The sequence below is a fragment of the Nitrospirillum amazonense genome (genome assembly GCF_029594735.1).
Lineage (GTDB): Bacteria > Pseudomonadota > Alphaproteobacteria > Azospirillales > Azospirillaceae > Nitrospirillum > Nitrospirillum amazonense.
In genome coordinates this window covers 738,353-760,370 of sequence record NZ_JARPAF010000004.1, presented here as the reverse complement: position 1 = coordinate 760,370, position 22,018 = coordinate 738,353, and the positions used below count along the sequence as shown (strand labels likewise).

Genomic DNA, 22,018 nt, shown 5'->3' with positions numbered 1-22,018 from the left:
GCGGGTGCGGCACCACTAACTTCAAGATTGCCAGGCCCTAACCGCCAGCGGCGCGGGGAACGGCGCATAACTCATAACCCCAATTGATCCGGGACTTGGAACAGAGATGAGCACGCAGACCCTTCCCGCCTTCTACCAGCGCCCCCGCCCCCTGGCCGCGGAGCGAGACGGCGACCTGTCGCTGGCCCCCGCCGCCGGCTACCAGTTCGCCGCCGGCTCCAACTCTGTGCCCGTGATCGCGGCGGAGTTCACGCTGGCCTGCAAGCACTACCCCATCCTGTTCCTGGACGGTGCCCCGCCCCAGGCCGTGGCGCTGCTGGGCTTGCGCAATGGCGAGAACCTGTTCGTGGACGCCGACGGCACCTGGGAATCCGGTGCCTACATCCCGGCCTATGTCCGCCGCTACCCCTTCATCTTCCTGGAAAACCGCGAGAAGGCGGAATTCACCCTGTGCATCGACGAGGCCGCCTCCAGCCTCAGCCACGGCGGCCCCAACAAGCTGTTCGAGGGCGGTCAGCCCACCGAGGTCACCCGCAACGCCCTGGCCTTCTGCAGCGACTACCAGGGCCACTACAACGCCACCACCGAGTTCGTGGAGGCCCTGATCAAGGCCGACTTGCTGGTGGAGAACCGCGCCGACGTCACCCTGAAGGACGGCCAGAAGCTGAGCCTGGCCGGCTTCAAGGTCATCGATGAAGCCAAATTCAACCAGCTGCCGGCCGAGGACTTCCAGCGCTGGCGCGAGCGCGGCTGGCTGGCCCTGGCCTACGCCCACTTCATCTCGGTCAGCAACTGGGCCGGCCTGGTGGACCGCACCTCGCTGCGCCCGGCGACCAACTGACGCAGCGCCTTAAGCCTTAATTGAAACGGCGGCCCGGGTCATCCCAGGCCGCCGTTTTCATGTCGGAATGGCGGAGCCGACATTCCACAGATTTCTTTTGGTATTCCCGCTCAGGCGGGCGCGCCGGTGAACAGCATGCCCAGCAGCATGAGATACAGCAGCGCCGCCAGGGGCAGGCACGCCTCCGCCCAGGTTTCGGCACGCATCCGCGTCTTCGCGATCGCCGTCATCCGCACCCTCATCCGCGCATCGTGAACGTGGGATAATTTCAAACACCATAATCAGTGAAGGTCAACCGCATTTATTTTACATTTATTATCCGTTATTACTCTTGGCGCATTGCCGCCCCGCCGCCAAGGGACATTTCCTTGGGGAAGGGTCGCAGCGATCGGATAGGCGGGCATGGGACATTGGTTGGCGGTACTCACCCCTCTGTGGCGCGCAGCCGTCATAACCACCGGCATGGCCGCCGTCCTGCTCTGCCCAGGGGCGAAGGCGCAAACCACCCCTTCCACCGTCGACCCCCAGGCCATCCGCGACGCGGTGCGCGACCAGCTGAAGGCGGAGGACATCGGCCACGGCTTCGAAACCCTGGGCGTCTTCGGCGGCACGCCCGACGCCAGCGCCGCCCGCTACAGCAGCAATGAGATCACGCTGCACGGCTACAAGCTGCCCATCACCCACAGCTTCCGCGACAAGGACGACACCGACAGCGTCGCCCCCTACCTGGAGGTGACGCTGGGCTATGAGACGGCCTGGCATCAGACGGCCTTGGGCGCCGATACCGGCGCGCCGGACGTGGTGAAGGAAAACTACAAGTCCTATTCCGCCTTGGGCGGCTTCGGCCTGGACATCCCGATCGGCGGTTCCACCTCCGTCCGGCCGGTCGCCCTGGGCGGCTACACCCGCATCCGCGGCAGCGGGGAATTCACCGGCCCTAATGCCGACCTGTTGCGGGAGAGCACGGGCGGCATCCTGACCAGCATGCGCATCGACAGCTTCCTGGCCGGCGGCGGGGTGGAGGTGCTGCACGAACGCACCCTGCCCGACGATCTGCGCCTGCACCTGATGGGCCGCTTCAGCGAGTTCGCCGACATCCCCAGCCGCGTCAGCGACCCGTCCTTGAAATCCACCGGCAGCTTCGGCTTCGCTACCGTCAACGCCCAGCTGGACGGCCCGCTGGGCCATCTGTTCGCCGACGACCTCCGCTGGATCGCCTTCAGCCGGGGCAACATCCTGATCGGGTCGCAGCAGGATTTCCTAGGCTTCGACAAGTTCCTGGAAGTGGGCGGCGGGCTGGAGGTGGTGACGCCCCACCTGGGCTATGGCATCGAGGGCGTGACGCTGCGCGGGTCGGCCATCATCGGCAACGGCGTGCGCGGCTGGACCATCGGTCTGGGCCTGGCGTTTTGATGGGGGCGTTCTGAATTGCACGCATGGTGGGACATCAGAGCAAAAAACGTTTAACATCTTGATTTTTTTGAAGCTTGGCACAGATTTGGCGCTACGCCCTTCTCCAGGTCCAGGCTTCCCCCGTGTCCCTACATGAGCTGCCGTCCGTCAACGCCGTCCTGACATGCAAGGAGGCCCAGCAACCGCTGGAGCGCTATGGTCGCGCGCCCGTCACCGCCGCCGTCCGGTCGATCCTGGCGGAGGCGCGCACCGCATTGCTGAACGGCGGCGGCAAAGTCCCGACCGCTGACGAAGTGGCCGGGCACGCATACATGAACCTGATCGCGGCAAGCGCCAGCACCCTGCGGCCCGTGATCAACCTTACAGGCACCGTCCTGCACACCAATCTGGGCCGGGCGCTGCTGGCTAAGGAGGCCCAGGACGCCGCCGTCGCCGCGATGGCGGAGCCGGTCGCCCTGGAATTCGACCTTGATACCGGCAAGCGGGGGGAGCGTGACGACCATGTCCGCGCCCTGCTGTGCGAACTGACGGGCGCGGAGGACGCCACCGCCGTCAACAACAACGCCGCCGCCGTGCTGCTGGTGCTCAACACCCTGGCCCGGGGCCGCGACGCCATCGTCTCGCGCGGGGAGCTGATCGAGATCGGCGGCGCCTTCCGCATGCCTGATATCATGGCGCAGGCCGGCGCCCGCCTGGTGGAGGTCGGCACCACCAACCGCACCCACGCCAAGGACTACAAGGGCGCGCTGACGCCCGAGACCGGCGTTATTCTGAAGGTCCACACCAGCAACTACCGCATCCAGGGCTTCACCAAGGAGGTGTTGGCGCCCGAACTGGCCGGCATCGCCCATGACGTCGGGGTACCCTTGGTGAACGACCTCGGGTCGGGCACCTTGGTGGACCTGTCCGCCTATGGTCTGAAGCGCGAACCCACGGTGCGCGAGGCGGTGGCGGAGGGGGCGGATCTGGTCACCTTCTCCGGCGACAAGCTGCTGGGCGGGCCGCAAGCGGGCTTCATCGTCGGCCGCCGTGACCTAATCCAGGCCCTCAACCGCAACCCCATGAAGCGGGCCCTGCGGGTGGACAAGGTGCGGCTGGCCGCCATCGAGGCGACGCTGAAGCTGTACCGCGACCCCGACCGCCTGGCCCAGCGCCTACCCACCCTGGCCCTGCTGTCCCGCCCCCAAGGCGAGATCGCGGAGCAGGCCCGGCGTCTGGCGCCCGTGCTGGCTGCGGTCCTGACCGAAGACTACGCCGTCGAGGTCTGCGACTGCGACAGTCAGATCGGCTCCGGCGCTTTGCCGTTGGACACCTTGCGCAGCGCCGGCCTGGCGGTACGCGGCACCGGGACGGCCCTCAACCAGTTGGCGGTGGCGTTGCGCGTCCTGTATCAGCCGGTAATTGGCCGCATCGAGGATGGGCGCCTGATCCTGGACCTGCGCTGCCTGCGTGATGAGGACGCCTTCATCACCACGCTCCAAGGGCTCATGCTGCCATGATCATCGGCACCGCCGGCCATATCGACCACGGCAAGACAGCCCTGGTCCGGGCGCTGACGGGCGTCGATGGCGACCGGCTGAAGGAGGAGAAGGCCCGGGGCATCACCATCGACCTGGGCTTCGCCTACCTGCCGCTTCAGGACGGGCCCACCCTGGGCTTCGTCGATGTGCCGGGGCATGAGCGCTTCGTCCACACCATGGTGGCCGGCGCCAGCGGCATCGACTACGCGCTGCTGGTGGTGGCGACCGACGACGGCGTCATGCCGCAGACGCGCGAGCATCTGGCCATCATCGACCTGCTGGGTATCCGCCACGGCCTGGTGGCTCTGACCAAAGCGGACCTGGCCACGCCCGACCGCCTGGCGGCGGTGACGGCGGAAATCAGGGCGGCGCTGGCGGGCACCAGCCTGGACGGCGCCGACATCCTGCCCGTCTCCGCCCTCAGCGGCACCGGCATCGATGCGTTGCGCCAGCGGCTGGAGGGGGAGGCCCGCGCTCAGGCGATGGCGAAAACGGCGGCTGACCCCGGCGCCTTCCGCCTGGCCATCGACCGCGCCTTCACCCTGACCGGCGTGGGCGTGGTGGTGACGGGCACGGTGCTGTCCGGCCGGGTACGTGTAGGCGACAGCGTGACGGTCAGCCCATCCGGCTTGCCGGCCCGGGTTCGCTCGCTGCACGCGCAGAACGCAGTGGCGGAGGAAGGCCGGGCCGGCGACCGCTGCGCCCTGAACCTGGCCGGCCCCGACATCACCAAGGAAGCCTTGCACCGGGGCGACATGGTGCTGGCCCCAGCATTGCACGCCCCCACCGACCGCATCGACGCCAGCCTGCGCCTGCTGCCGCGCGAGGCGGGGGCCAAGCCGCTGCCGCAATGGTTCCCGGTACGGCTGCACCACGCGGCGGCGGAGGTGGGCGCCCGCGTCGTGCTGCTGTCGGAAGAGGCGCTGGCGGGTGGCGAAGCCACGCAGGTGCAACTAGTGCTGGAACGGCCCATCGCGGCGGCCGTGGGCGACCGCTACGTCATCCGCGACGTCTCGGCCCAGTACACCCTTGGCGGCGGCCGCTTCATCGACCTGCGCCCCCCACCCCGCCGCCGCCGCACGGCGGAGCGCGTGGCCCAGCGCATCGCCCTGGCCCTGCCGGACCCCAAAGCCGCCCTGGCCGCCCTGCTGGCCATCCCGCCGCACCATGCCGACCTGACCGCCTTCGTCCGCGACCACGCCCTGCCCGACGGCGCAGCGGAGGCGCTGGCCGCGGCGCTGGACCTCGTGGTGCTGGAACACGGGGAGGCCCGCACCGCCCTGTCGGCGGAACGCTGGGCCGCCTACCTCGCCCATCTGTCGGAAACGCTGGCGGCCTATCACGCCGAGAACCCGGACCTGCAGGGCATGGGGCGGGAGAAGCTGCGCCTGGCCGTGCAGCCCCGCCTGCCCGCCCCCGTCTTCGCCGTCGCCATCGCCAAGGCCGTGGCCCAGTGCCTGGTGGCGCTTGATGGCGCCTTCATCCGCCTCGCCGGGCATGTCGTACGCCTGGCGCCGGCGGATGAGGCGGCGTGGGCCGACCTCGCCCCCCTGCTGAGCGGGGAGGTACGCTTCCGCCCGCCGCGGGTGCGCGACATCGCCGCCGACACCGGCCGGGATGAGGGTGAGGTGCGACGCATCCTGAAGCTGGCCGGTCGCATGGGCTGGGCCGACCAGGTGGCGCACGACCATTTCTTCCTGCGCGACACGGTGCGCGAAATGGTGGCCATCGCCGTGGACGTGGCGGCGCAGGCCCCCGGCGGCGCCTTCGTCGTGGCCCCTTTCCGCGACCGCATGGACAACGGCCGCAAGGTCGCCATCCAGATCCTGGATTTCTTCGACCGGCATGGCATCACCCTGCGCCGGGGTGACCTGCGCCGCGTCAACCCGCACCGGCTGGACTTGTTCGGGCCGCCTGTGGTTTTGTGAGTTTGGTTTATATGGAAGGGAATCGCCCCTGGTGGGGCGTCCGGACTTCAAATCCGGGTGGGGCAGCGAGACTGTCCCGGGTGGGTTCGACTCCCATTCCCTTCCGCCACCGCTTTCCCGTCAGCGGTCGGTAATTTTTACCACCATAAGGTGGTTCCCTATGGCGCCGTCCCGGGAAATTGCATACCCATTTAGGGCGCCCACGTCCGGCGCCAAACCATGGGGAGCAATGATCATGCGATCCAAGACGCCAGTGCCGCCGCCCGAGGAACAAGGTCCGGTTCAGATTTACGGTTCCGTGGAGAAGGACTACAGCGCCCGCTTCACCTCCGACTTCCCCCGCCGGGGCAACAGCCAGCCGGGCACGCGCATCGAGAATCCAGCGGGTGCCGGCGGTGGCGCCTTCAGCCCCAGCATCGATGGCGACGCCAGCCTGCACTTGCGCCTGTCGGCCAACGGCGTCCGCAAGGTGGAGGCGATCTTCGACCCTACCCAATTCTATGTGGCGCCTGCCGACTTGACCGCGAATCCCGGTTTCCAGTTCACGATGCGCCAGGAAAATGGCGTGGGCATCACCGTGCTGTTCCAGTCGGAAAACCCGGTGATCATGAAGGACCGGCTGTTCACAATCTTCCCGTATGGCGCCGGCAGCCGGCCCGGCCGTGTCATCGTGCCGGGCCCTCAGCACATCTGGCCGGCCGGTTGGTTGAAGCTGCGCATCACCGGCGCCAACGGCGATGTCATCCACGCCGTGAAGACCAGCTCCGAAAACGGCGAGGGCGAGTTCACGATCGAGAAGATCGACCGCTGGCGTTGGTGAAGTGGGCGCTGGTGACGGCGTGGCCTACACCACCCGCACCACCGGTTCCCCCTCCGTCACGCGCCCGATGATGCGCGCCATGGGATACCCCGCCTCCACGATCTGGCGGCAGATCTCCTCCGCCCGCCCCGGCGCCACGGCGACCAACAGGCCGCCGGAGGTCTGCGGGTCGGTCAGCAGGGCGCGGCGCCAGGGGGCGAGATCGGCGGGCAGGCGCGTCTCCTCGCCATAGCTGGCCCAGTTGCGGTTGGAGGCGCCGGTGATGAATCCCGCCTCCGCCAGCTGGACCGCCTGCGACAGGAAGGGCAGACGGTCCCACTCCAGCGCCAGCGTCAGCCCGGCGCCGCGCGCCATTTCCAGACCGTGGCCCAGCAAGCCGAAGCCGGTGACGTCGGTGATGGCGTGCACGTCGGCATCTTGCGCCAGGGTGGCGCCGACGCGGTTCAGCAAGGTGGTGCTGGCCACCATCTCGGCGTAGCCGGCGGCATCCAGCTTCTGCTTCTTGAAGGCGGCGGAATAGACGCCCACGCCCAGGCCCTTGGTTAGGATCAGGGCGTCGCCGGCCTTGGCCGTGGCGTTGCGGCGGATGGCCTGGGGCGGGGCGACGCCGATGACGGCCAGGCCGTAGATGGGCTCCCCTGAATCGATCGAATGGCCGCCGGCCACGGGAATGCCGGCCTCGGCGCAAATGCTGGCGCCGCCGGCCAAGATCTCCCGCACCACCTCGGGCGCCAGCTTGCCCAGCGGCATGCCCAGGATGGCCAGCGCGAACAGGGGCCGGCCGCCCATGGCGTAGACGTCGGACAGGGCGTTGGTGGCGGCGATGCGGCCGAAGTCGCGCGGATCGTCCACCACCGGCATGAAAAAGTCGGTGGTGGCGATGATGCAGTGGCGATCGTCCAGCTGCCAGACGGCGGCGTCGTCCCCCGTTTCCGTCCCCACCAGCAGGTTGGCGTAGCCGGCCGTCTGCGGTTGGCCCGCCAGCAGCTGCTGCAGCACCGCCGGCGCCAGCTTGCAGCCGCACCCCCCACCATGGGCGAGATCGGTCAAACGTATCGGGTCATTGGACATTTCTATCGCCTTCAATTGCATGGAAGACCGATTTTTGTATTGTCTGCAGGCAAACCGGCCGCATTGCAGATAAGGACATTGCCCTTATTTGCAAGCGGCGTTAAGACCGCAGTTGTTCGATCGAGGATGCCTATCGCCGCGACCCCCGCCATCGGGTGGCGATAGCGGCCTCCCGACGCCGAACCGTGGCCCGGTCGGGTCCAAGACGTGGGGGACGTCACGCCCCCTGCGTGCCCCAGCCTATGCCACGGACGCATCCCCATGGACCTGACCGCCGCGAAGTCATCGCACATCCCCGGACGCCCCCACCCCATGGTGGGCATCGCCATCGTCGCCCTGATCGCCATCGCCGGCCTGTTCTACGTGAAATGGTCGCCCTATTACGCCCGCGCTTTCGCGGCGGCGGCCAACCACGCCATCGGCAAGTCCATCCTGATGGGCACCGACGCAGCCGCCCCGGCCCCGTCGTGGGATGCGGCCGTGGGCTATGCCCTGGCCTACGGCAAGGCCATCTGGCAGGCCATGGTGCTGGGCCTGCTGCTGGGCTCCGCCATCCAGGCCTTGCTGCCCGTCACCTGGGTGGCCCGCCTGCTGGGCCGTACCGGCTTCGGCAGCGTGCTGGCCGGCGGCCTGCTGTCCCTGCCCGGCATGATGTGCACTTGCTGCGCCGCCCCTGTGGTCATGGGCCTGCGCCGTCAGCAGGCGGCGCCGGGGGCGGCCATGGCCTTTTGGCTGGGCAACACCGTGCTGAACCCCGCCACCCTGGTCTTCATCGGCTTCGTCCTGGGCTGGCAATGGACGGGCCTGCGCCTAGCCCTGGGGCTGGTGATGGTGCTGGGCCTGGGCCTGCTGGCCAACCGCGTCAGCCCCATGCCCGACCAGGCGGCCGCCCTGCTGGCCCTGCAGGCGGAGGCGGAGGCGCAGAACCCCTTCGTCCGCTGGCTCAAAATCCTGGGCCGCATGGCCGTGCGCCTGATCCCGGAATACGTCGTCATCGTCCTGGCCTTAGGCGCCGCCCGCGCCTGGCTGTTCCCCGCCATCGGGCCGGAGATCGGCAACCAGTTCATCTGGATTGCCGCCTTCGCCATCGCCGGCACGCTGTTCGTCATCCCCACGGCGGGCGAGGTTCCCATCATCCAGGCCATGCTGTCGCTGGGCATGGGCGTGGGGCCGGCCGGCGCCCTGCTGATGACCCTGCCGCCCGTCAGCCTGCCCTCCATTGCCATGCTGCACCGCTCCTTCCCCCAGAAGGCGCTCGCCGCCGTCATCGCCGGCGTGGTGCTGCTGGGCATCGTCGGCGGCTATCTGGCGCTGGCGTTGTTCTAGCCCTCGCCCCCCGGGTCGCCCCCCGGGTCGCAACGCGGCCCCATGTAACCCGGCAGGGCGGCGGCCAGGGCATCCACCGCCGCCCGCACCTTCAGGGGCAGGTGCGGCGTCTGCACCCACAGGGTATGGACGTCGTAGAGATACTCCGGCTGGTCCGGCAGCACCGTCACCAGCGCGCCTGACGCCAGCTGTTCGCGGATGAGCCAGGAGGGCAGCCAGGCCAGCCCCATGCCGGCCACGGCCAAGTCGGCGATGGTCTCCAGATCGTCCAGCTGGATGCGGTGGCGGGGCAACACCTCCACCGCCGGGCGCCCGTCGCGCGGGAACAGCCATTGCGGAATGCGGGCGGAGCGGCGGTAGATGATGCCCTCATGCCGGGCCAAATCATCCAAATCCGTCGGCGCGCCATGCGCCGAGAGATAGGCGGGGGCGGCGCAGACCACCATACGCTGGCGCGCCACGCGCCGGGCGATCAGGCCGGCGCGGTCGGCCAGGCCGCCGGTGCGGATGGCCAGATCGAACCCCTCCTCCACCAAATCGACCAAGCGATCGCCCAGCGACAAATCCAGCTCGAGCGCCGGATAGCGCCGCGCCAGTTGCAGCAGCACGGGCACGACGCAGCGGCGCCCGAAATGTTCCGGCATGGTCACGCGTAGACGGCCGCGCGGCTCCCCTAACTGGTCGGCGGCCAGGGCGTCGGCCGCGTCCGCCTCCGCCAGCACGACGCGGCAGCGCTCGTAATAAGCCCGGCCGAAATCCGTCAGGCTCTGTCGCCGCGTGGTGCGGTTCAGCAGGCGCACGCCCAGCCGTTCCTCCAGGAAACGGATGTGCTTGCCCACCATGGGGCCCGACAGGCCCAGCGCCGACGCGGCCGCGGCGAAAGACCCCAGATCCACCGCCTTGACGAAGACGGCCATGCTGCCCAAGCGGTCCATATTGAAAACCATTGGTTCGTAGTGTTCTGCATCCTAGCCCATTTATCCCGCCTGACGGTCACGCTCATGTTCATTCCTGTCAATTGATTTGGAGTGAATGACCATGGCACGCGTTATCCGCTTTCATGAGCATGGCGGCCCCGAGGTCCTGCGTATCGAGGAGGCCGATGTGCCGCCGCCCGGCGTCGGGCAGGTGCAGATCCGCGTCAAGGCGCTGGGCCTGAACCGGGCGGAGTCCATGCTGCGCACCGGCGCTTATATCGAGACGCCGGAAAGCTGGCCCAGCGGCCTGGGCTTCGAGGCGGCCGGCGAGGTGGCGGCCCTGGGCGCCGGTGTGGAAGGCCTCAAGGTTGGCGATGCCGTCAGCGTGGTGCCGCCGCCCTCGCAGATCGAATGGCCTGCTTATGCCGAACTGGCGAACTTCCCGCAGCACCTGGTGGTGAAGCACCCGGCCACCCTCAGCTGGGAAGAGGCCGCCGCCACCTGGATGCAGTACGTCACCGCCTACGGCGCCCTGATCGACTTGGCCAAGCTGGCGGCCGGCGATGTCGTCGTCATCACGGCGGCCAGCAGCAGCGTGGGCCTGGCCGCCATCCAGATCGCCCGCATGGTGGGTGCCACCCCCATCGCTGTCACCCGCACGCATGCCAAGCGCCAGGCCCTGCTGGAGGCCGGGGCCGCCCATGTCGTCGCATCGGCGGAGGAGGATTTGGAGGCGCGGCTGGCGGAGATCGCGGGGCCCGAGGGCGTGCGCGTGGTGTTCGACCCCATCGGCGGCCCCATCTTCACGCCTTTGACCGCCGCCATGGCCCGGGGCGGCGTCCTGATCGAGTACGGCGCCCTGAGCCCCGAGCCGACGCCCTTCCCCCTGTTCACCGTGCTGGGCAAGAGCCTGACGCTGCGGGGATATCTGATCCACGAGATCACCACCGACCCCGCGCGGCTGGCGGCGGCGAAGGCCTTCGTACTCAATGGCCTGGAGTCCGGCGCGCTGAAGCCCATCATCGACCGCAGCTTCGCCTTTGACGACATCGTGGCGGCCCACCGCCACCTGGAATCGAACCAGCAGTTCGGCAAGCTGGTAGTGACGGTCTAAGGGAACCGGCCCCGATCTCATCAACCGGGGCCGTATTCCCTACGCCAGCAGCAGCGGATTGGGTGCGTGGCGCAGCCAGCCGACTTCGGCCACCATCAGGTCCAGGCCCAGGCTGGCCAAATCGTCGGCGTAGGGGTCCAGCTTGGGGTCCTTGGCGACGTACAGCATCTTCGCGTAGGTGTGGCAGTCGTCGCAGGTTTCCACCTGCACCGCACCGTTCTCGCCCTCCACGCTTTTCAGCGACAGGTGGGCCGACTGGCCGCAGGTGATGCACACCGCCCGCACATGGTTCCAAGCGGTGGAGCAGAGGGAGCAATAGAGATAGCGCACGCCGGGCGTGGAGCCGGAAGCGGTGATGACGCCCGCCACCGGGGTTGACCCGCAGCAGGGGCACAGGCCGCGTTCCGGCAGCAAATGCACCTGGGACTCGTCCAGGGTGGCGGCCAGCTTGGTGAAATAGACCTGCAGGGCCGCCGCGATGAAGACGGCGCGGCCGGCATCCTCTGGCGCGACGTTGCCGCTGAGGAAGTCGTTGGCCAGATACTCCAGCGTGTCGCCATCGATGTCGTTCAGGCTGTCGATGACGGACGCCACCAGGTCCGGCACCTCCGGCAGGCGGTCGAAATGGCGCAGGATCAGAGTCAGCGCCTCGCGCCAGACGATGTCGCGCTCATGGCCATCGGCGGCCAGGGGCGGCATGCCGGCGTCGGTGGCCGTGGCCACGTCGTCGGCGTCCGGGGCGGTCACATCGATCAGGTCGGCCGCATCATGCTGGGCCTGCGACAGCTCGCACAAAAACTCCAGCCACTGGGCCATGGGATGGTCGACGGCCAGCACGCCCAGCCGCCCGGAGGTGCGGGCGAAGCGCGTGGACGGATCGGGCAGGATAATGGGGGCCGGCGCCGTCACCCCACCCTGGGGGTTGCCGATCCACGGCGCCTTGGGCGCCACTTCACCCTGTCTCATGATCGGACTCTCCTGGAGTGGCTGATCCGCCACCCCTCATAGCATGAAAGAATTGGGGCGCGGCCCCGCGACAGGACCACGCCCCTGATACATAGGCCCTGAGGCCGCTCAGTGCTCGCGGAATTTGGCCGTGCTGTCCGGCGTCGGCCCGGGGGAGCCGCTGGCGACCAGGCTGCGGAACCATTTGCGGTGATGCCGATGGGCCCAGCCGGGCGTGACCCAGCCGTGCAGCATGGCCCGCATGGAGCCCTTCACCCACAGCGCGGCATAGACATGCGTGATCCAGATCAGGATGGCGCCGATGGCGGCCATGCTGTGGATCAGCACGGCGACCCGCTGCGTCTCGATGGAGGTGGCGCCCCCGAAATAAACCTCCCAGATCAGGATGCCGGTGACGAACAGCACCGGGATGATCAGGGCCATGCCCCAGAACACCGCCTTCTGGCCGGCGTTGAAGCGGCCGACGGGTGGCACCTCCTCCTCCCGGTTGTCCAGCACCTTGTCCAGCGACTTGGCCCATTCCACGTCGTCGCGGTTCCACAGGTTGTCCCGCCAGAACTGGATGAACAGGCCCAGGAAGCTGACGATCAGGCACACGCCCAGCCAGGGATGCAGCGCCCGCATCCATTGTCCGCTGCCGAACAGGTTCGACAGCCAGAAGAACACGGGATGGAACATGGCCAGGCCCGACAGGGTCAGCAGCACGAAGCAGAGGCCGGTGATCCAGTGGTTCACCCGGGTCAGGGTGGAATTGCGGACGATGGTTCCCTTGGGATAGCTCATGACTTCGCACTCCCTTCCCGTTTGGCCTTCTCCATCTCCAGCCGGGCGTGGGCTTCATCCTCCTCCGTCGTCTCATTGGGGCCGGCGACGATGGAATGTACGAAGGCGCCCACGGCGGCGAAGGCCAGGCCCGCCAGGGCCACCGGCTTCAGGAAGCCCTTCCACGCCCCCACCAGCGCGCTGATGTGGGGCTTGTCCGGCAAGCCGGAGTAGAGCGAGGGCTTGTCGGCGTGGTGCAGCACGTACATGACGTGCGTGCCGCCCACCTCCGGCGGGTCATAGAGGCCGGCGTTCTGGAAGCCGCGTTCCTTCAGCTCGGCGATGCGCTCGCCCGCCCAGTCCTTCATGTCGTCCTTGGAGCCGAACATGATGGCGCCGGTCGGGCAGGTCTTCACGCAGGCCGGCTCCAGCCCCACGCCCACGCGGTCGGAACACAGGGTGCACTTGTACGACTTGTGGTCCTGGGCGCTGATGCGCGGGATGTTGAAGGGGCAGCCCTTCACGCAATAGCCGCAGCCGATGCAGTTCTCGCTGATGAAGTCGACGATGCCGTTGGCGTACTGGACGATGGCGCCCGGGGCCGGGCAGGCCTTGAGGCAGCCCGGATCCTCGCAGTGCATGCAGCCGTCCTTGCGGATCAGCCATTCCAGGTTCCCCTGCTCGTCCTCGTACTCGGCGAACCGCATCAGGGTCCATGTGCCGGGGTTGAGGTCGTGCGGGTTCTCGTACGCGCCCTGGAACTCCTCCATCTCCGGCCGCAGGTTGTTCCATTCCATGCAGGCGGACTGGCAGGCCTTGCAGCCGATGCAGCGGCTGACGTCAATCAGCTTCGCCACCTCAAGCTCATGGTGGCGCGCCGAGGGCGGCGTCAGGTTGGTGGCCGACCGGCGGATGTAGTCTTGGGATTGCAGGTCGGCCATCACAGGCTCCCCACCTTGGTGAGCGACTTCGGCACCCCTTGGGCGTCACGCGGCCCCTGGGCCACGTCCACCGCGGGGGGCGCGCTGGTCTTCTCGATGTTGAGCAGGAAGGCCTTGAACTCCGGCGTGTTGGTGTTGGCGTCCCCCACGAACGGCGTCAGCGTGTTGGCGCCGTAGCCCTTGCGGGCCACGCCGGTGAAGCCCCAGTGGATGGGGCAGCCGATGACGTGGGTCGGCTTGCCGTCCACCATCAGCGGCTTGATGCGCTTGGTCACGAAGGCCTTGCAGATCACCTGGCCGCGCTTGGACGACACCTTGACCCAGCCGCCCTGCTCGATGCCCTTCTCCTTGGCCAGAGCCTCGCCGATCTCCACGAATTCCTCCGGCTGGAGGATGGCGTTGATCAGCGAATGCTTGGTCCAATAGTGGAAGTGCTCGGTCAGGCGGTAGGTGGTGCCGACGTAGGGGAAGTCGGCCGACGCGCCCATGTGTTCCTTGTCGCTGGCGAACACGCGGGCGGCCGGGTTGTTCTTCACCTTGGGGTGCAGCACGTTTTCCGACGGGCTTTCGAACGGCTCGTAATGCTCGGGGAACGGCCCCTCGTTCATCAGGCCGCGGGCGAACAGGCGCGCCTGCCCCTCCTGGTTCATGATGAAGGGGCCCACGCTGTCCGACGGCTTCACCGTCGGGCCGTAGTCGGGCACGTCCACGCCCACCCACTTGGACCCGTTCCACTCGATGACGGGCTTGGCCGGGTTCCAGGCCTTGCCCTCCGGGTTGGCGCTGGCACGGTTGTACAGGATGCGCCTGTTGGCGGGCCACGCCCAGGCCCAGTTGGGGGCGATGCCCGCCTCACGCGGGTCCGTCGCGTCACGGCGGGCCGTCATGTTGCCCTTGTCGGTGAAGCTGCCGGCGAAGATCCAGCAGCCCGACATGGTGGTGCCGTCGTCGCGCAGCTGGGCGAAGGCGTCCAGCTGCTGCCCCGCCTTCAACAGCGGGGCACCCGTGGCCGGGTCGTTGACGTCCGCCAGCGCGCGGCCGTTCATCTCCTTGGCGACTTCCTCCGGCTCCGGCTCGTGCGGGTCGGCGTAGGTCCAGGTGAGGTTCAGCAGCGCATCCGGGAAGGCCCCGCCGTCCTTGGCGTACATCGCCTTCATGCGGTTGTAGAGGCCGGCGATGATCCACAGGTCGGTCTTGGCCAGGCCGGGGGCGTCGGCCGCCTTCCAGTGCCACTGCAGCCAGCGGGCGGAGTTGACCAGCGTGCCGTTCTCCTCCGCGAAGCAGGTGGTGGGCAGCTGGAATACTTCGGTCTGGATCTCCGTCGGCTTGGACGGATTCTGCGGACCGTAGTCCTGCCAGAAATTGGCCGTCTCTGTATCCAGCGGGTCCATGACGACAAGGTACTTCAGGTTCGACAGGCCCCGGCGGATCTTGCCCCGGTCGGGGAAGGCCTGCATGGGGTTGAAGCCCTGGCAGATGTAGCCGTTCATCTGCTTGTTGTTCATCATCTCGAACGCGCGCAGGATGTCGTACCCGTCCACGTCCAGCTTGGGCAAGTAGTCGTAGGCCCAATTGTTCTCGGCCGTGGCGGCGCTACCGAACATGGCCTTCTGGAAGCTGACGAAGAACTTGCGGTAGTTCTGCCAGTAACTGGTCTGCCCCGGGCGCAGGGGCTTGAACAGCTTGGTCTCCATGTACTTGTCGAAGGTGACTTCACTGTCCTTCGGCATGTTCATGTAGCCCGGCAGCGATGCCGAGAGCAGGCCGATGTCGGTCAGTCCCTGGATGTTGGAATGACCGCGCAGGGCGTTCATGCCGCCGCCCGCCACGCCAATGTTGCCCAGCAGCAGCTGTACCATGGCCATGGCGCGGATGTTCTGCGCACCCACCGAATGCTGCGTCCAGCCCAGCGCGAACAGGCTGGTCAGGGCCTTGTCCGGCGCCGAGGTGGTGGCGATCAGCTTGCAGATCTCCAGGTACTTGTCCTGGGGCGTGCCGCAGATGCGGGACACCATCTCCGGCGTATACCGGTCGACGTGGCTTTTCAGCAGGTTGATGACGCAGCGCGGGTTCTGCCAGGTGTCGTCGGACTTGGCGTAGCCTTGCTCATCCAGCTCGTAATCCCAGCTGGACTTGTCGTAGCTGCGCTTTTCCTCGTTATAGCCGCTGAACAGGCCGTCCTCGAAGGCGAAGCCGTCCTTCACGATCAGGCTGGCGTTGGTGTACGCCCGCACATACTCGTGCTGGATGGCATCGTTCGTCAGCAAATAGCGCATGAGGCCGCTGAGGAAAGCGATGTCGGTGCCCGGCCGGATGGGGGCATAGACATCCGCCACGGAGGCCGTGCGGGTGAAACGCGGATCGACAACGATGAGCTTGGCCTTGTTCTCGATCTTGGCCTCGACCACCCATTTGAATCCGCAGGGGTGCGCTTCGGCGGCATTGCCGCCCATGACGATGACGACGTTGGCGTTCTTGATGTCCTGCCAGGTGTTGGTCATCGCACCGCGACCGAATGTTGGGGCCAAACTGGCCACCGTCGGTCCGTGTCAGACACGCGCCTGGTTGTCGAACGTCACCATGCCCAACGCGCGGGCCCACTTGAACGTCACATAGGCCGCCTCGTTCGAGGCCGCCGAGGCCGCCAGCATGCCCGTGGTGTTCCAGCGGTTCACCGTGGTGCCGGCGCCGTTCTTGGCGATGAAGTTGGCGTCGCGGTCCTGCTTCATCAGCGTAGCGATGCGGTCGAGCGCGAAGTCCCAGGAGACTTCCTTCCACTCCGTGGCACCGGCGGCACGGTACTTCGGAACGGTCAGGCGGCCCGGCGCGCGCACGATGTCCAGCAGGCCGGCGCCCTTGGGGCACAGCGTGCCGCGGTTGACGGGATGGTCCGGATCACCCTCGATATGGATGACCGAGGACTTCACGTTCTTCGCGCGATCGCCCTGGCTGTAGATGAGGATGCCGCAGGCCACCGAGCAATAGGTGCAGGTGTTGCGGGTTTCGGTGGCGGCGGTCAGCTTGAACGGCCGGACCGAAGCCGCCAGCGCGGTGCCCGCAGAGCCGAAGCCCAGCGCGCCCATGCTGGAGACCGCCAGTCCCGCGCCGGTCAGCTTGATAAAGCCGCGACGACTGAGATCCATGTCTCACACGCTCCCGTGAAAATCGGCCCTGCCAAAACGCCGAAGCCGCCCGGGAAGGGCAAGCAGACGCCGGCAGACGGATACACGCATCATAAGACGCGGTCGCAGCCCGTCAAGTTATTGGCGGTGAATTTCTCGGGCAGCGAATGAAGACGACCCTATTGATAACCGTTCTCATTAACTAAATTCAGAAAAGTGGTTGCGTCATGCGCAAAGTTTATTACCCAACCAAAGGTATTCCATGTCCGCTACCTGAAACGCGGGGCTTTAATGCGCTATATTTAAATGGATATAACGATTCCTTTCCCCAGACCGGGCCCTCAGACCGGGCCCTCAAGTCGGGAAAGGCAAAGGCCCGGGGCCTGTGATGACCGCCCTTGCCCCTGACCTCATCGTTTTGCCACCCTGTCCCCTTCCCGGATGAGGAGCTTGCCGCCATGACCGGCACTGCCACGTTTGCGTTCAGATACCTGCCCTCCCCCATCGGGCGGCTGACCCTGGTGGCCGGCAATGAGGGTCTGGCAGCCATCCTCTGGGAGAATGACAGGCCGGGCCGGGTGCGGCTGGGTCCGCTGGTTCCGGCGCCCGACCATCCGGTGTTGAGTGAGACCGAACGACAGCTGCGGGCCTATTTCGGCAAGGAGCTGACGGTATTCGACGTGCCGCTGTCCTTCACCGGCACGGATTTCCAGAAACAGGTGTGGCGGGCGCTGCTAACCATCCCCTATGGCGAGGTGCGCAGTTACAGCGACATCGCCCGGCAGATCGGCAAGCCTGCGGCGGTGCGGGCGGTGGGGGCCGCCAACGGGCGCAACCCCATTTCCATTATCGCGCCCTGCCACCGGGTGGTGGGCATGGACGGCACTCTGACCGGCTTCGCCGGCGGCCTGGAGGCCAAGGACTATCTGCTGACGCTGGAAGGACGCCGCCCCGCCCGCCGCCCGGCAATAACGGGCGACCTGTTCGCGACCGCCGGATAAACGCCGTCACCGCGCGTCCGCGACGTCCTTGGCGATGGTCCAGCCGCCGCCCAGCGCGCGGTATGTGGCCACCAGATCCTGCGCCACCTGGATACGGCTCTGGGCCAGCTGGTCCTCCGCCTCCAGCTGGGTGCGCTGGGCATCCAGCACGGTCAGGAAATTGTCGGCACCGTAGCGGTAGCGCGTCGCCGCCAGGCTGGCGGCCCGGGTGCTGGCCATGGCGGCGGTGTCCAGCGAGGCACGCCGCGACCTTTCCTGGGCATAGCGGGCCAGCGCCGTCTCCGCCTCCTGCCAGGCGGTCAGCACCGCCTTCTGGAAATTGGCCGCCGCCTGGTCGGTGTTGGCGTTGGCCTCGCGGATGCGGGCATAGAGGGCGGCGTCGAACAGCGGCAGGCTAATGCTGGGCCCGATGCCGTAGGTGAAGGCGCCCCGCGCGCCCAGGTCCCCCGGCTGCAGGGCCTGCACCCCCACCGACCCGGTGAGGGAGATCTTGGGATAGAGATCGGCGGTGGCGACACCGATGCGAGCCGTGGCCGCGGCCAGGGCACGTTCCGCCGCCGCCACGTCGGCCCGTCGGCCCAGCAGGGTGGCGGGCGTGCCCACGGCCACGCTGTCGGGCAGGTCGGGCAGGGGGGCCGGCGCGTCGAGCAGGCTCAGCAGCGCCCCCGGCTCCCGCCCCGTCAGGGTGGCCAGGATGTGCTCATCCGCCGCCACCGTGGCGCGCAGGGGCGGAATGGAGGCCAGGGTGGTTTCCAGCTGCGCCTGGGCGCGGGCGATGTCCAGGTCCGTGCCCCGGCCGGCATCGCTGAGGGTGTGGGTCAGGTCGAAGGTGCCGCGCTGGTTCTCCGCATTGCGCAGCGCGACGGACAGGCGCAGCTGGGCGCCGCGCAGGTCGACATAGGTGCTGGCCACGTCGGCGATGATGACGGTCAGCACCTGGTGGCGCAGCGCCTCCGCCCGCGCGCTGTCCGCCTCCGCCGCCTCGATGGCGCGCCGCACCTGGCCGAACAGGTCGATCTCCCACGACAGGCTGCCGCCGGCCGTGGTGACGTTGCTGTCGGGCAGTTGCGCGTTGGGCTGGCCTTGTTGCGTGGCCGCGGCGGCGCGCGCCCGGCTGTAGCTGGCGCTGGCGCCCAGGGAGGGCAGGTTGCGGGCGCCCACCGCCTCCGCTTCCGCCCGGGCGGCGCGGACGGCGGCGTCGGCCGCCTTCAGGTCCAGGTTGGCCTTGACGGCGTCGGCCACCAGCTGGTCCAGCACCGGGTCGCCCAACTGGCGCCACCATTCCTCCAGCGGTTCCTCCGCCTTCAGCATGTCGGCCGCCTTCACCTCCGCACTGCCGGGCGCCGCACCCGCGCGGGTGAAGGAGGTGCCGGCGGCGGCCGGGCTGGCCGGCGCCTGGTAATCCGGCCCCACGGTGATGCAACCGGCCAGCGGCAGCAGGCAGACCGACAGGGCCAACAGGGTGCGATAGGTGCGCATGAACTGATCCCCCTTCCCCGTCAGGCCGTATGATGGCCCGGTGACCCGGCATGCGGCGGCCCCACATGCGGCGGTGGTGTTTCTTCCCGCTTGCCGAAACGCCGCTGGCCCCATAGCGCCAGCCAACGGCAGACGACGTAGAACACCGGCGTGAACAGCAGGCCGAAGAAGGTGACACCCAGCATGCCGAAGAAGACGGCGGTGCCCAGGGCCTGCCGCATCTCCGACCCGGCGCCCGAGGCGTTCACCAAAGGCACCACGCCCAGGATGAAGGCGAAGGAAGTCATGAGGATGGGGCGCAGGCGCGTGCGGGCCGCGCGCACCGCCGCCTGGAAGCGGTCCATCCCCTCCTCCTCATCCTGCTTGGCGAATTCCACGATCAGAATGGCGTTCTTGGCCGCCAGGCCCACCAGCACGACGAGGCCGATCTGGGTCAGGATGTTGTTGTCCATGCCCCGCAGATTGACGCCAGAGATGGCGGTCAGCAGGCACATGGGCACGATCAGGATGACCGACAGCGGCAGCATCCAGCTTTCATACAGGGCGGCCAGCAGCAGGTAGACGAACACCACGGCCAGACCAAAGGCGATGGGGGCGGTGTTGCCGGCGATGATCTGCTGGAAGGTCAGTTCCGTCCACTCGATGGCGAAACCGTCGGGTAGGCGTTGCTGCGCCAGCTGCTGTACGGCGGCGATGGCTTGGCCGGTGGAATATCCCGGCGCGGGCGACCCCTGCAGTTCCGCCGCCGGATACAGATTGTAGCGCGGCACGCGGTAGGGCCCCGTCACGTCGCGGAAGGTGGCGACGGAGCCCAGGGGCACCAGCCCCCCGCTGTTGGAGCGCGTGCGCAGGTAGGCGATGTCGCGCACACTGGTGCGGTCGGCGCCGTCAGCCTGCGCCGTCACCCGGTAGGTGCGGCCCAGCAGGTTGAAGTCGTTGACGAAGGCCGACCCCAGATAGACGTTCAGGGTGTCGAAGATGCGGGACGGCGGCACGCCCAGCATGTCGGCCTTCACCCGGTCGATGTCGGCGTACACCTGCGGCGTGCGGGTGTTGTACAGGCTGAAGACGTTGGCCAGGCCCGGCGTCTGGTTGGCCGCCAGCATCATGTCCTGCGTGGCGTCGGCCAGGGCCTGCAGGCCGCGCGAACGTCTGTCCTCGATATAGAGCTTGAACCCGCCCGACGAGCCGATGCCCGGCACCGTGGGCGGCGGGATTAGCAGGATCAGGGCGCCATCGACCTGCTGTATCGTCTTCTGCAGGTCGGAGAAGATGCCCTGGGTGGTCAGGCTGCCGCGCTCCGCGAACGGCGTGGTGGCCACGAAGACGGCACCGGCGTTGGGGGCGTTGGTGAAAGTGGCGCCGTCGAAGCCGGCGAAGCCCACGGTGTGGGCGACACCCGGCCGTTTGCTCAGCAAATCCTGGACATGGCGCAGGATGGCGTCCGTCCGGGCGAGGGAGGAGCCTGGCGGCAGCTGGATGACGGTGATGAAATAGCCCTGGTCCTGCGCCGGGATGAAGCCCGTGGGCGTGCGGGAAATAAGGCCGCCGCCCAGCACGATCAGCCCGGCATAAACCACCAGCACGACGGTGGCCAGGCGCACCAGGTGGCCGGTCAGCCGGCCATAGCGGTCCGACAGCCAATCGAAGCCGCGATTGAAGCCGCCGAAGAACCGCGCCACGGGATGGAAGCCCCGCCGGGGCGCCGCATGCTCCTGCACGTGCGGCTTCAGCAGCAGGGCGGCCAGGGCCGGGCTCAGCGTCTGCGACACCAGCATGGAGATGACGGTGGCGGCGGCGATGGTGACGCCGAACTGGCGGTAGAACTCGCCCGCGATGCCGGTGAGGAAGGCCGTGGGCAGGAAGACGGCGGTCAGCACCAGGGCGATGGCGACCAGGGCGCCGCCGACCTCGTCCATGGTGCGGTGCGCGGCCTCGCGCGGGGACAAGCCCTGGGCCAGGTTGCGCTCCACATTCTCCACCACCACGATGGCGTCGTCGACGACGATGCCGATGGCCAGCACCAGCCCGAAGAGGGACAGGTTGTTGAGGGAGAAACCCACCGCCGCCATGACGGCGAAGGTGCCGATGAGCGAGATGGGGATGGCGATGACGGGGATAAGGGCCGCCCGCCACGATTGCAGGAAGACGATGACGACGATGACCACCAGCACCACCGCCTCGAAGATGGTGTGGTAGACCTCCTTCACCGATTCCGCGATGTAGTTGGTGGGGTTGTAGACCACCTTGTAGGCCATGCCCTTGGGCATGTCGTGGCTCATCGTCTCCATGGACGACAGCACGCTGGCTGCCGTCTTCAGGGCGTTGGATCCCGGCCGCTGGTAGATCAGGATGGCGGCGGCCCGCTGGCCGTCGACGTAGGAATACGTGTTGTAGTCCTGCGCCCCCAGCTCCACCCAGCCCACGTCGCGCACGCGGGTGACGCGGCCCTGGGCGTCGGACTTGATGACGATGTCGGCGAACTGGCTGGGGTCGGTCAGACGGCCCAGGGTCTGCACCTGCACCTCGAAAGCGCTGGGCTTGGGCACGGGCGGGTGGTTCAGCTGGCCCGAGGCCACCTGCACGTTGTTGCCCTGCAGCGCCTGCACCACCTCCGCCGTGGTCAGGCCGCGGGCCTGCACCTTCTCCGGGTCCAGCCAGACGCGCATGGAATAGTCGCCGGCGCCGCGGATGCGGGCGTCGCCCACGCCGTCCAGACGGGCCAGCGGGTCGCGCACCTGCAAGGTGGCGTAATTGGAGATGTAGAGCTGGTCCAGGCTGTCATCCGGGGAATAGA

General features: G+C 67.9%; 17 protein-coding genes and 1 tRNA gene. 9 read left to right on the top strand and 9 right to left on the bottom strand.

All coding sequences use genetic code 11. The annotated features are described in order from the left end of the window. The first annotated feature begins 106 nt into the window (after positions 1-106). From P5F91_RS24165 to P5F91_RS24140, 6 genes are all read left to right on the top strand, one after another. Entirely contained in the window at positions 107-841 is a 735-nt protein-coding gene (locus tag P5F91_RS24165) for a SapC family protein (RefSeq protein WP_277908488.1), read from the top strand. Between the two features lie 402 nt (positions 842-1,243). Further along, on the top strand, positions 1,244-2,254 hold the full coding sequence (locus P5F91_RS24160; protein WP_277908487.1) for a hypothetical protein: 1,011 nt from the start codon (positions 1,244-1,246) through the stop codon (positions 2,252-2,254). Between the two features lie 122 nt (positions 2,255-2,376). Further along, the gene (selA, locus tag P5F91_RS24155) at positions 2,377-3,753 is read left to right on the top strand and encodes an L-seryl-tRNA(Sec) selenium transferase (protein WP_277908486.1); all 1,377 of its coding nucleotides are present in this window, start codon (positions 2,377-2,379) and stop codon (positions 3,751-3,753) included. Further along, positions 3,750-5,702: a selenocysteine-specific translation elongation factor gene (gene selB, locus P5F91_RS24150; protein WP_277908485.1), complete on the top strand. Its 1,953-nt coding sequence runs from the start codon at positions 3,750-3,752 to the stop codon at positions 5,700-5,702. The genes selA and selB overlap by 4 nt, the downstream gene beginning before the upstream one ends. A 13-nt stretch (positions 5,703-5,715) precedes the next feature. Continuing rightward, positions 5,716-5,811 (top strand) — tRNA-Sec (locus P5F91_RS24145). 126 nt (positions 5,812-5,937) lie between these two features. Beyond that, a complete protein-coding gene (locus tag P5F91_RS24140; RefSeq protein WP_145613888.1) occupies positions 5,938-6,522 on the top strand; it encodes a hypothetical protein in 585 nt (194 codons plus the stop codon). Between the two features lie 24 nt (positions 6,523-6,546). On the opposite strand, the gene selD is transcribed toward P5F91_RS24140, so the two are convergent. Further along, complete coding sequence (gene selD, locus P5F91_RS24135) at positions 6,547-7,593, bottom strand: selenide, water dikinase SelD (protein WP_145613887.1); 1,047 nt, start codon at positions 7,591-7,593, stop codon at positions 6,547-6,549. Positions 7,594-7,854: 261 nt separating this feature from the next. Between selD and P5F91_RS24130 the strand changes: the two genes are divergently transcribed. Then, positions 7,855-8,919: a permease gene (locus tag P5F91_RS24130; RefSeq protein ID WP_277908484.1), complete on the top strand. Its 1,065-nt coding sequence runs from the start codon at positions 7,855-7,857 to the stop codon at positions 8,917-8,919. Here the strand turns inward: P5F91_RS24130 and P5F91_RS24125 are convergent. Then, positions 8,916-9,854: a LysR family transcriptional regulator gene (locus P5F91_RS24125; protein ID WP_145613886.1), complete on the bottom strand. Its 939-nt coding sequence runs from the start codon at positions 9,852-9,854 to the stop codon at positions 8,916-8,918. The two genes, P5F91_RS24130 and P5F91_RS24125, sit on opposite strands and share 4 nt — an antisense overlap. Before the next feature lie 103 nt (positions 9,855-9,957). Between P5F91_RS24125 and P5F91_RS24120 the strand changes: the two genes are divergently transcribed. Continuing rightward, positions 9,958-10,950, top strand: a complete 993-nt coding sequence (locus P5F91_RS24120; RefSeq protein ID WP_277908483.1) for a zinc-dependent alcohol dehydrogenase family protein — start codon at positions 9,958-9,960, stop codon at positions 10,948-10,950. A 39-nt stretch (positions 10,951-10,989) separates the two neighbouring features. Here the strand turns inward: P5F91_RS24120 and fdhE are convergent, their stop codons facing one another. The 5 genes from fdhE to P5F91_RS29990 all read right to left on the bottom strand — a co-directional run bounded on the left by fdhE (position 10,990) and on the right by P5F91_RS29990 (position 16,762). Next, complete coding sequence (gene fdhE, locus P5F91_RS24115; RefSeq protein ID WP_277908482.1) at positions 10,990-11,916, bottom strand: formate dehydrogenase accessory protein FdhE; 927 nt, start codon at positions 11,914-11,916, stop codon at positions 10,990-10,992. Between the two features lie 108 nt (positions 11,917-12,024). Then, positions 12,025-12,699: a formate dehydrogenase subunit gamma gene (locus P5F91_RS24110; protein ID WP_145613883.1), complete on the bottom strand. Its 675-nt coding sequence runs from the start codon at positions 12,697-12,699 to the stop codon at positions 12,025-12,027. Beyond that, positions 12,696-13,619 (bottom strand): formate dehydrogenase subunit beta, encoded by a 924-nt coding sequence (gene fdxH, locus P5F91_RS24105; RefSeq protein ID WP_145613882.1) that lies wholly within the window; start codon positions 13,617-13,619, stop codon positions 12,696-12,698. The genes P5F91_RS24110 and fdxH overlap by 4 nt, the downstream gene beginning before the upstream one ends. Then, positions 13,619-16,156: a formate dehydrogenase-N subunit alpha gene (gene fdnG, locus P5F91_RS24100; RefSeq protein ID WP_479684995.1), complete on the bottom strand. Its 2,538-nt coding sequence runs from the start codon at positions 16,154-16,156 to the stop codon at positions 13,619-13,621. The genes fdxH and fdnG overlap by 1 nt, the downstream gene beginning before the upstream one ends. A 12-nt stretch (positions 16,157-16,168) precedes the next feature. Beyond that, positions 16,169-16,762, bottom strand: coding sequence for a hypothetical protein (locus P5F91_RS29990; protein WP_479684994.1), 594 nt, complete (start codon positions 16,760-16,762; stop codon positions 16,169-16,171). Positions 16,763-17,199: 437 nt separating this feature from the next. On the opposite strand from P5F91_RS29990, the gene P5F91_RS24095 reads away from it, so the two are divergent. Beyond that, entirely contained in the window at positions 17,200-17,742 is a 543-nt protein-coding gene (locus P5F91_RS24095) for a methylated-DNA--[protein]-cysteine S-methyltransferase (RefSeq protein WP_277908481.1), read from the top strand. A gap of 6 nt (positions 17,743-17,748) precedes the next feature. On the opposite strand, the gene P5F91_RS24090 is transcribed toward P5F91_RS24095, so the two are convergent. Together P5F91_RS24090 and P5F91_RS24085 are read right to left on the bottom strand one after the other, a co-directional pair. Further along, a complete protein-coding gene (locus P5F91_RS24090; RefSeq protein WP_277908480.1) occupies positions 17,749-19,221 on the bottom strand; it encodes an efflux transporter outer membrane subunit in 1,473 nt (490 codons plus the stop codon). A gap of 20 nt (positions 19,222-19,241) precedes the next feature. After that, on the bottom strand, positions 19,242-22,018 hold a 2,777-nt coding region (locus P5F91_RS24085), incomplete at its 5' end, for an efflux RND transporter permease subunit (protein WP_277908479.1).

Bases quoted from the DNA above. Each gene is read 5' to 3' on its own strand.
- P5F91_RS24165 (WP_277908488.1), top strand. From the start codon at position 107: ATGAGCACGCAGACCCTTCCCGCCTTCTACCAGCGCCCCCGCCCCCTG.
- selB (WP_277908485.1), top strand. From the start codon at position 3,750: ATGATCATCGGCACCGCCGGCCATATCGACCACGGCAAGACAGCCCTG.
- fdxH (WP_145613882.1), bottom strand. From the start codon at position 13,619: ATGGCCGACCTGCAATCCCAAGACTACATCCGCCGGTCGGCCACCAAC.
- P5F91_RS24090 (WP_277908480.1), bottom strand. From the start codon at position 19,221: ATGCGCACCTATCGCACCCTGTTGGCCCTGTCGGTCTGCCTGCTGCCG.
- P5F91_RS29990 (WP_479684994.1), bottom strand. From the start codon at position 16,762: ATGGATCTCAGTCGTCGCGGCTTTATCAAGCTGACCGGCGCGGGACTG.
- P5F91_RS24160 (WP_277908487.1), top strand. From the start codon at position 1,244: ATGGGACATTGGTTGGCGGTACTCACCCCTCTGTGGCGCGCAGCCGTC.
- P5F91_RS24110 (WP_145613883.1), bottom strand. From the start codon at position 12,699: ATGAGCTATCCCAAGGGAACCATCGTCCGCAATTCCACCCTGACCCGG.
- P5F91_RS24140 (WP_145613888.1), top strand. From the start codon at position 5,938: ATGCGATCCAAGACGCCAGTGCCGCCGCCCGAGGAACAAGGTCCGGTT.
- P5F91_RS24095 (WP_277908481.1), top strand. From the start codon at position 17,200: ATGACCGGCACTGCCACGTTTGCGTTCAGATACCTGCCCTCCCCCATC.
- P5F91_RS24120 (WP_277908483.1), top strand. From the start codon at position 9,958: ATGGCACGCGTTATCCGCTTTCATGAGCATGGCGGCCCCGAGGTCCTG.
- selD (WP_145613887.1), bottom strand. From the start codon at position 7,593: ATGTCCAATGACCCGATACGTTTGACCGATCTCGCCCATGGTGGGGGG.
- fdhE (WP_277908482.1), bottom strand. From the start codon at position 11,916: ATGAGACAGGGTGAAGTGGCGCCCAAGGCGCCGTGGATCGGCAACCCC.
- P5F91_RS24130 (WP_277908484.1), top strand. From the start codon at position 7,855: ATGGACCTGACCGCCGCGAAGTCATCGCACATCCCCGGACGCCCCCAC.
- P5F91_RS24125 (WP_145613886.1), bottom strand. From the start codon at position 9,854: ATGGACCGCTTGGGCAGCATGGCCGTCTTCGTCAAGGCGGTGGATCTG.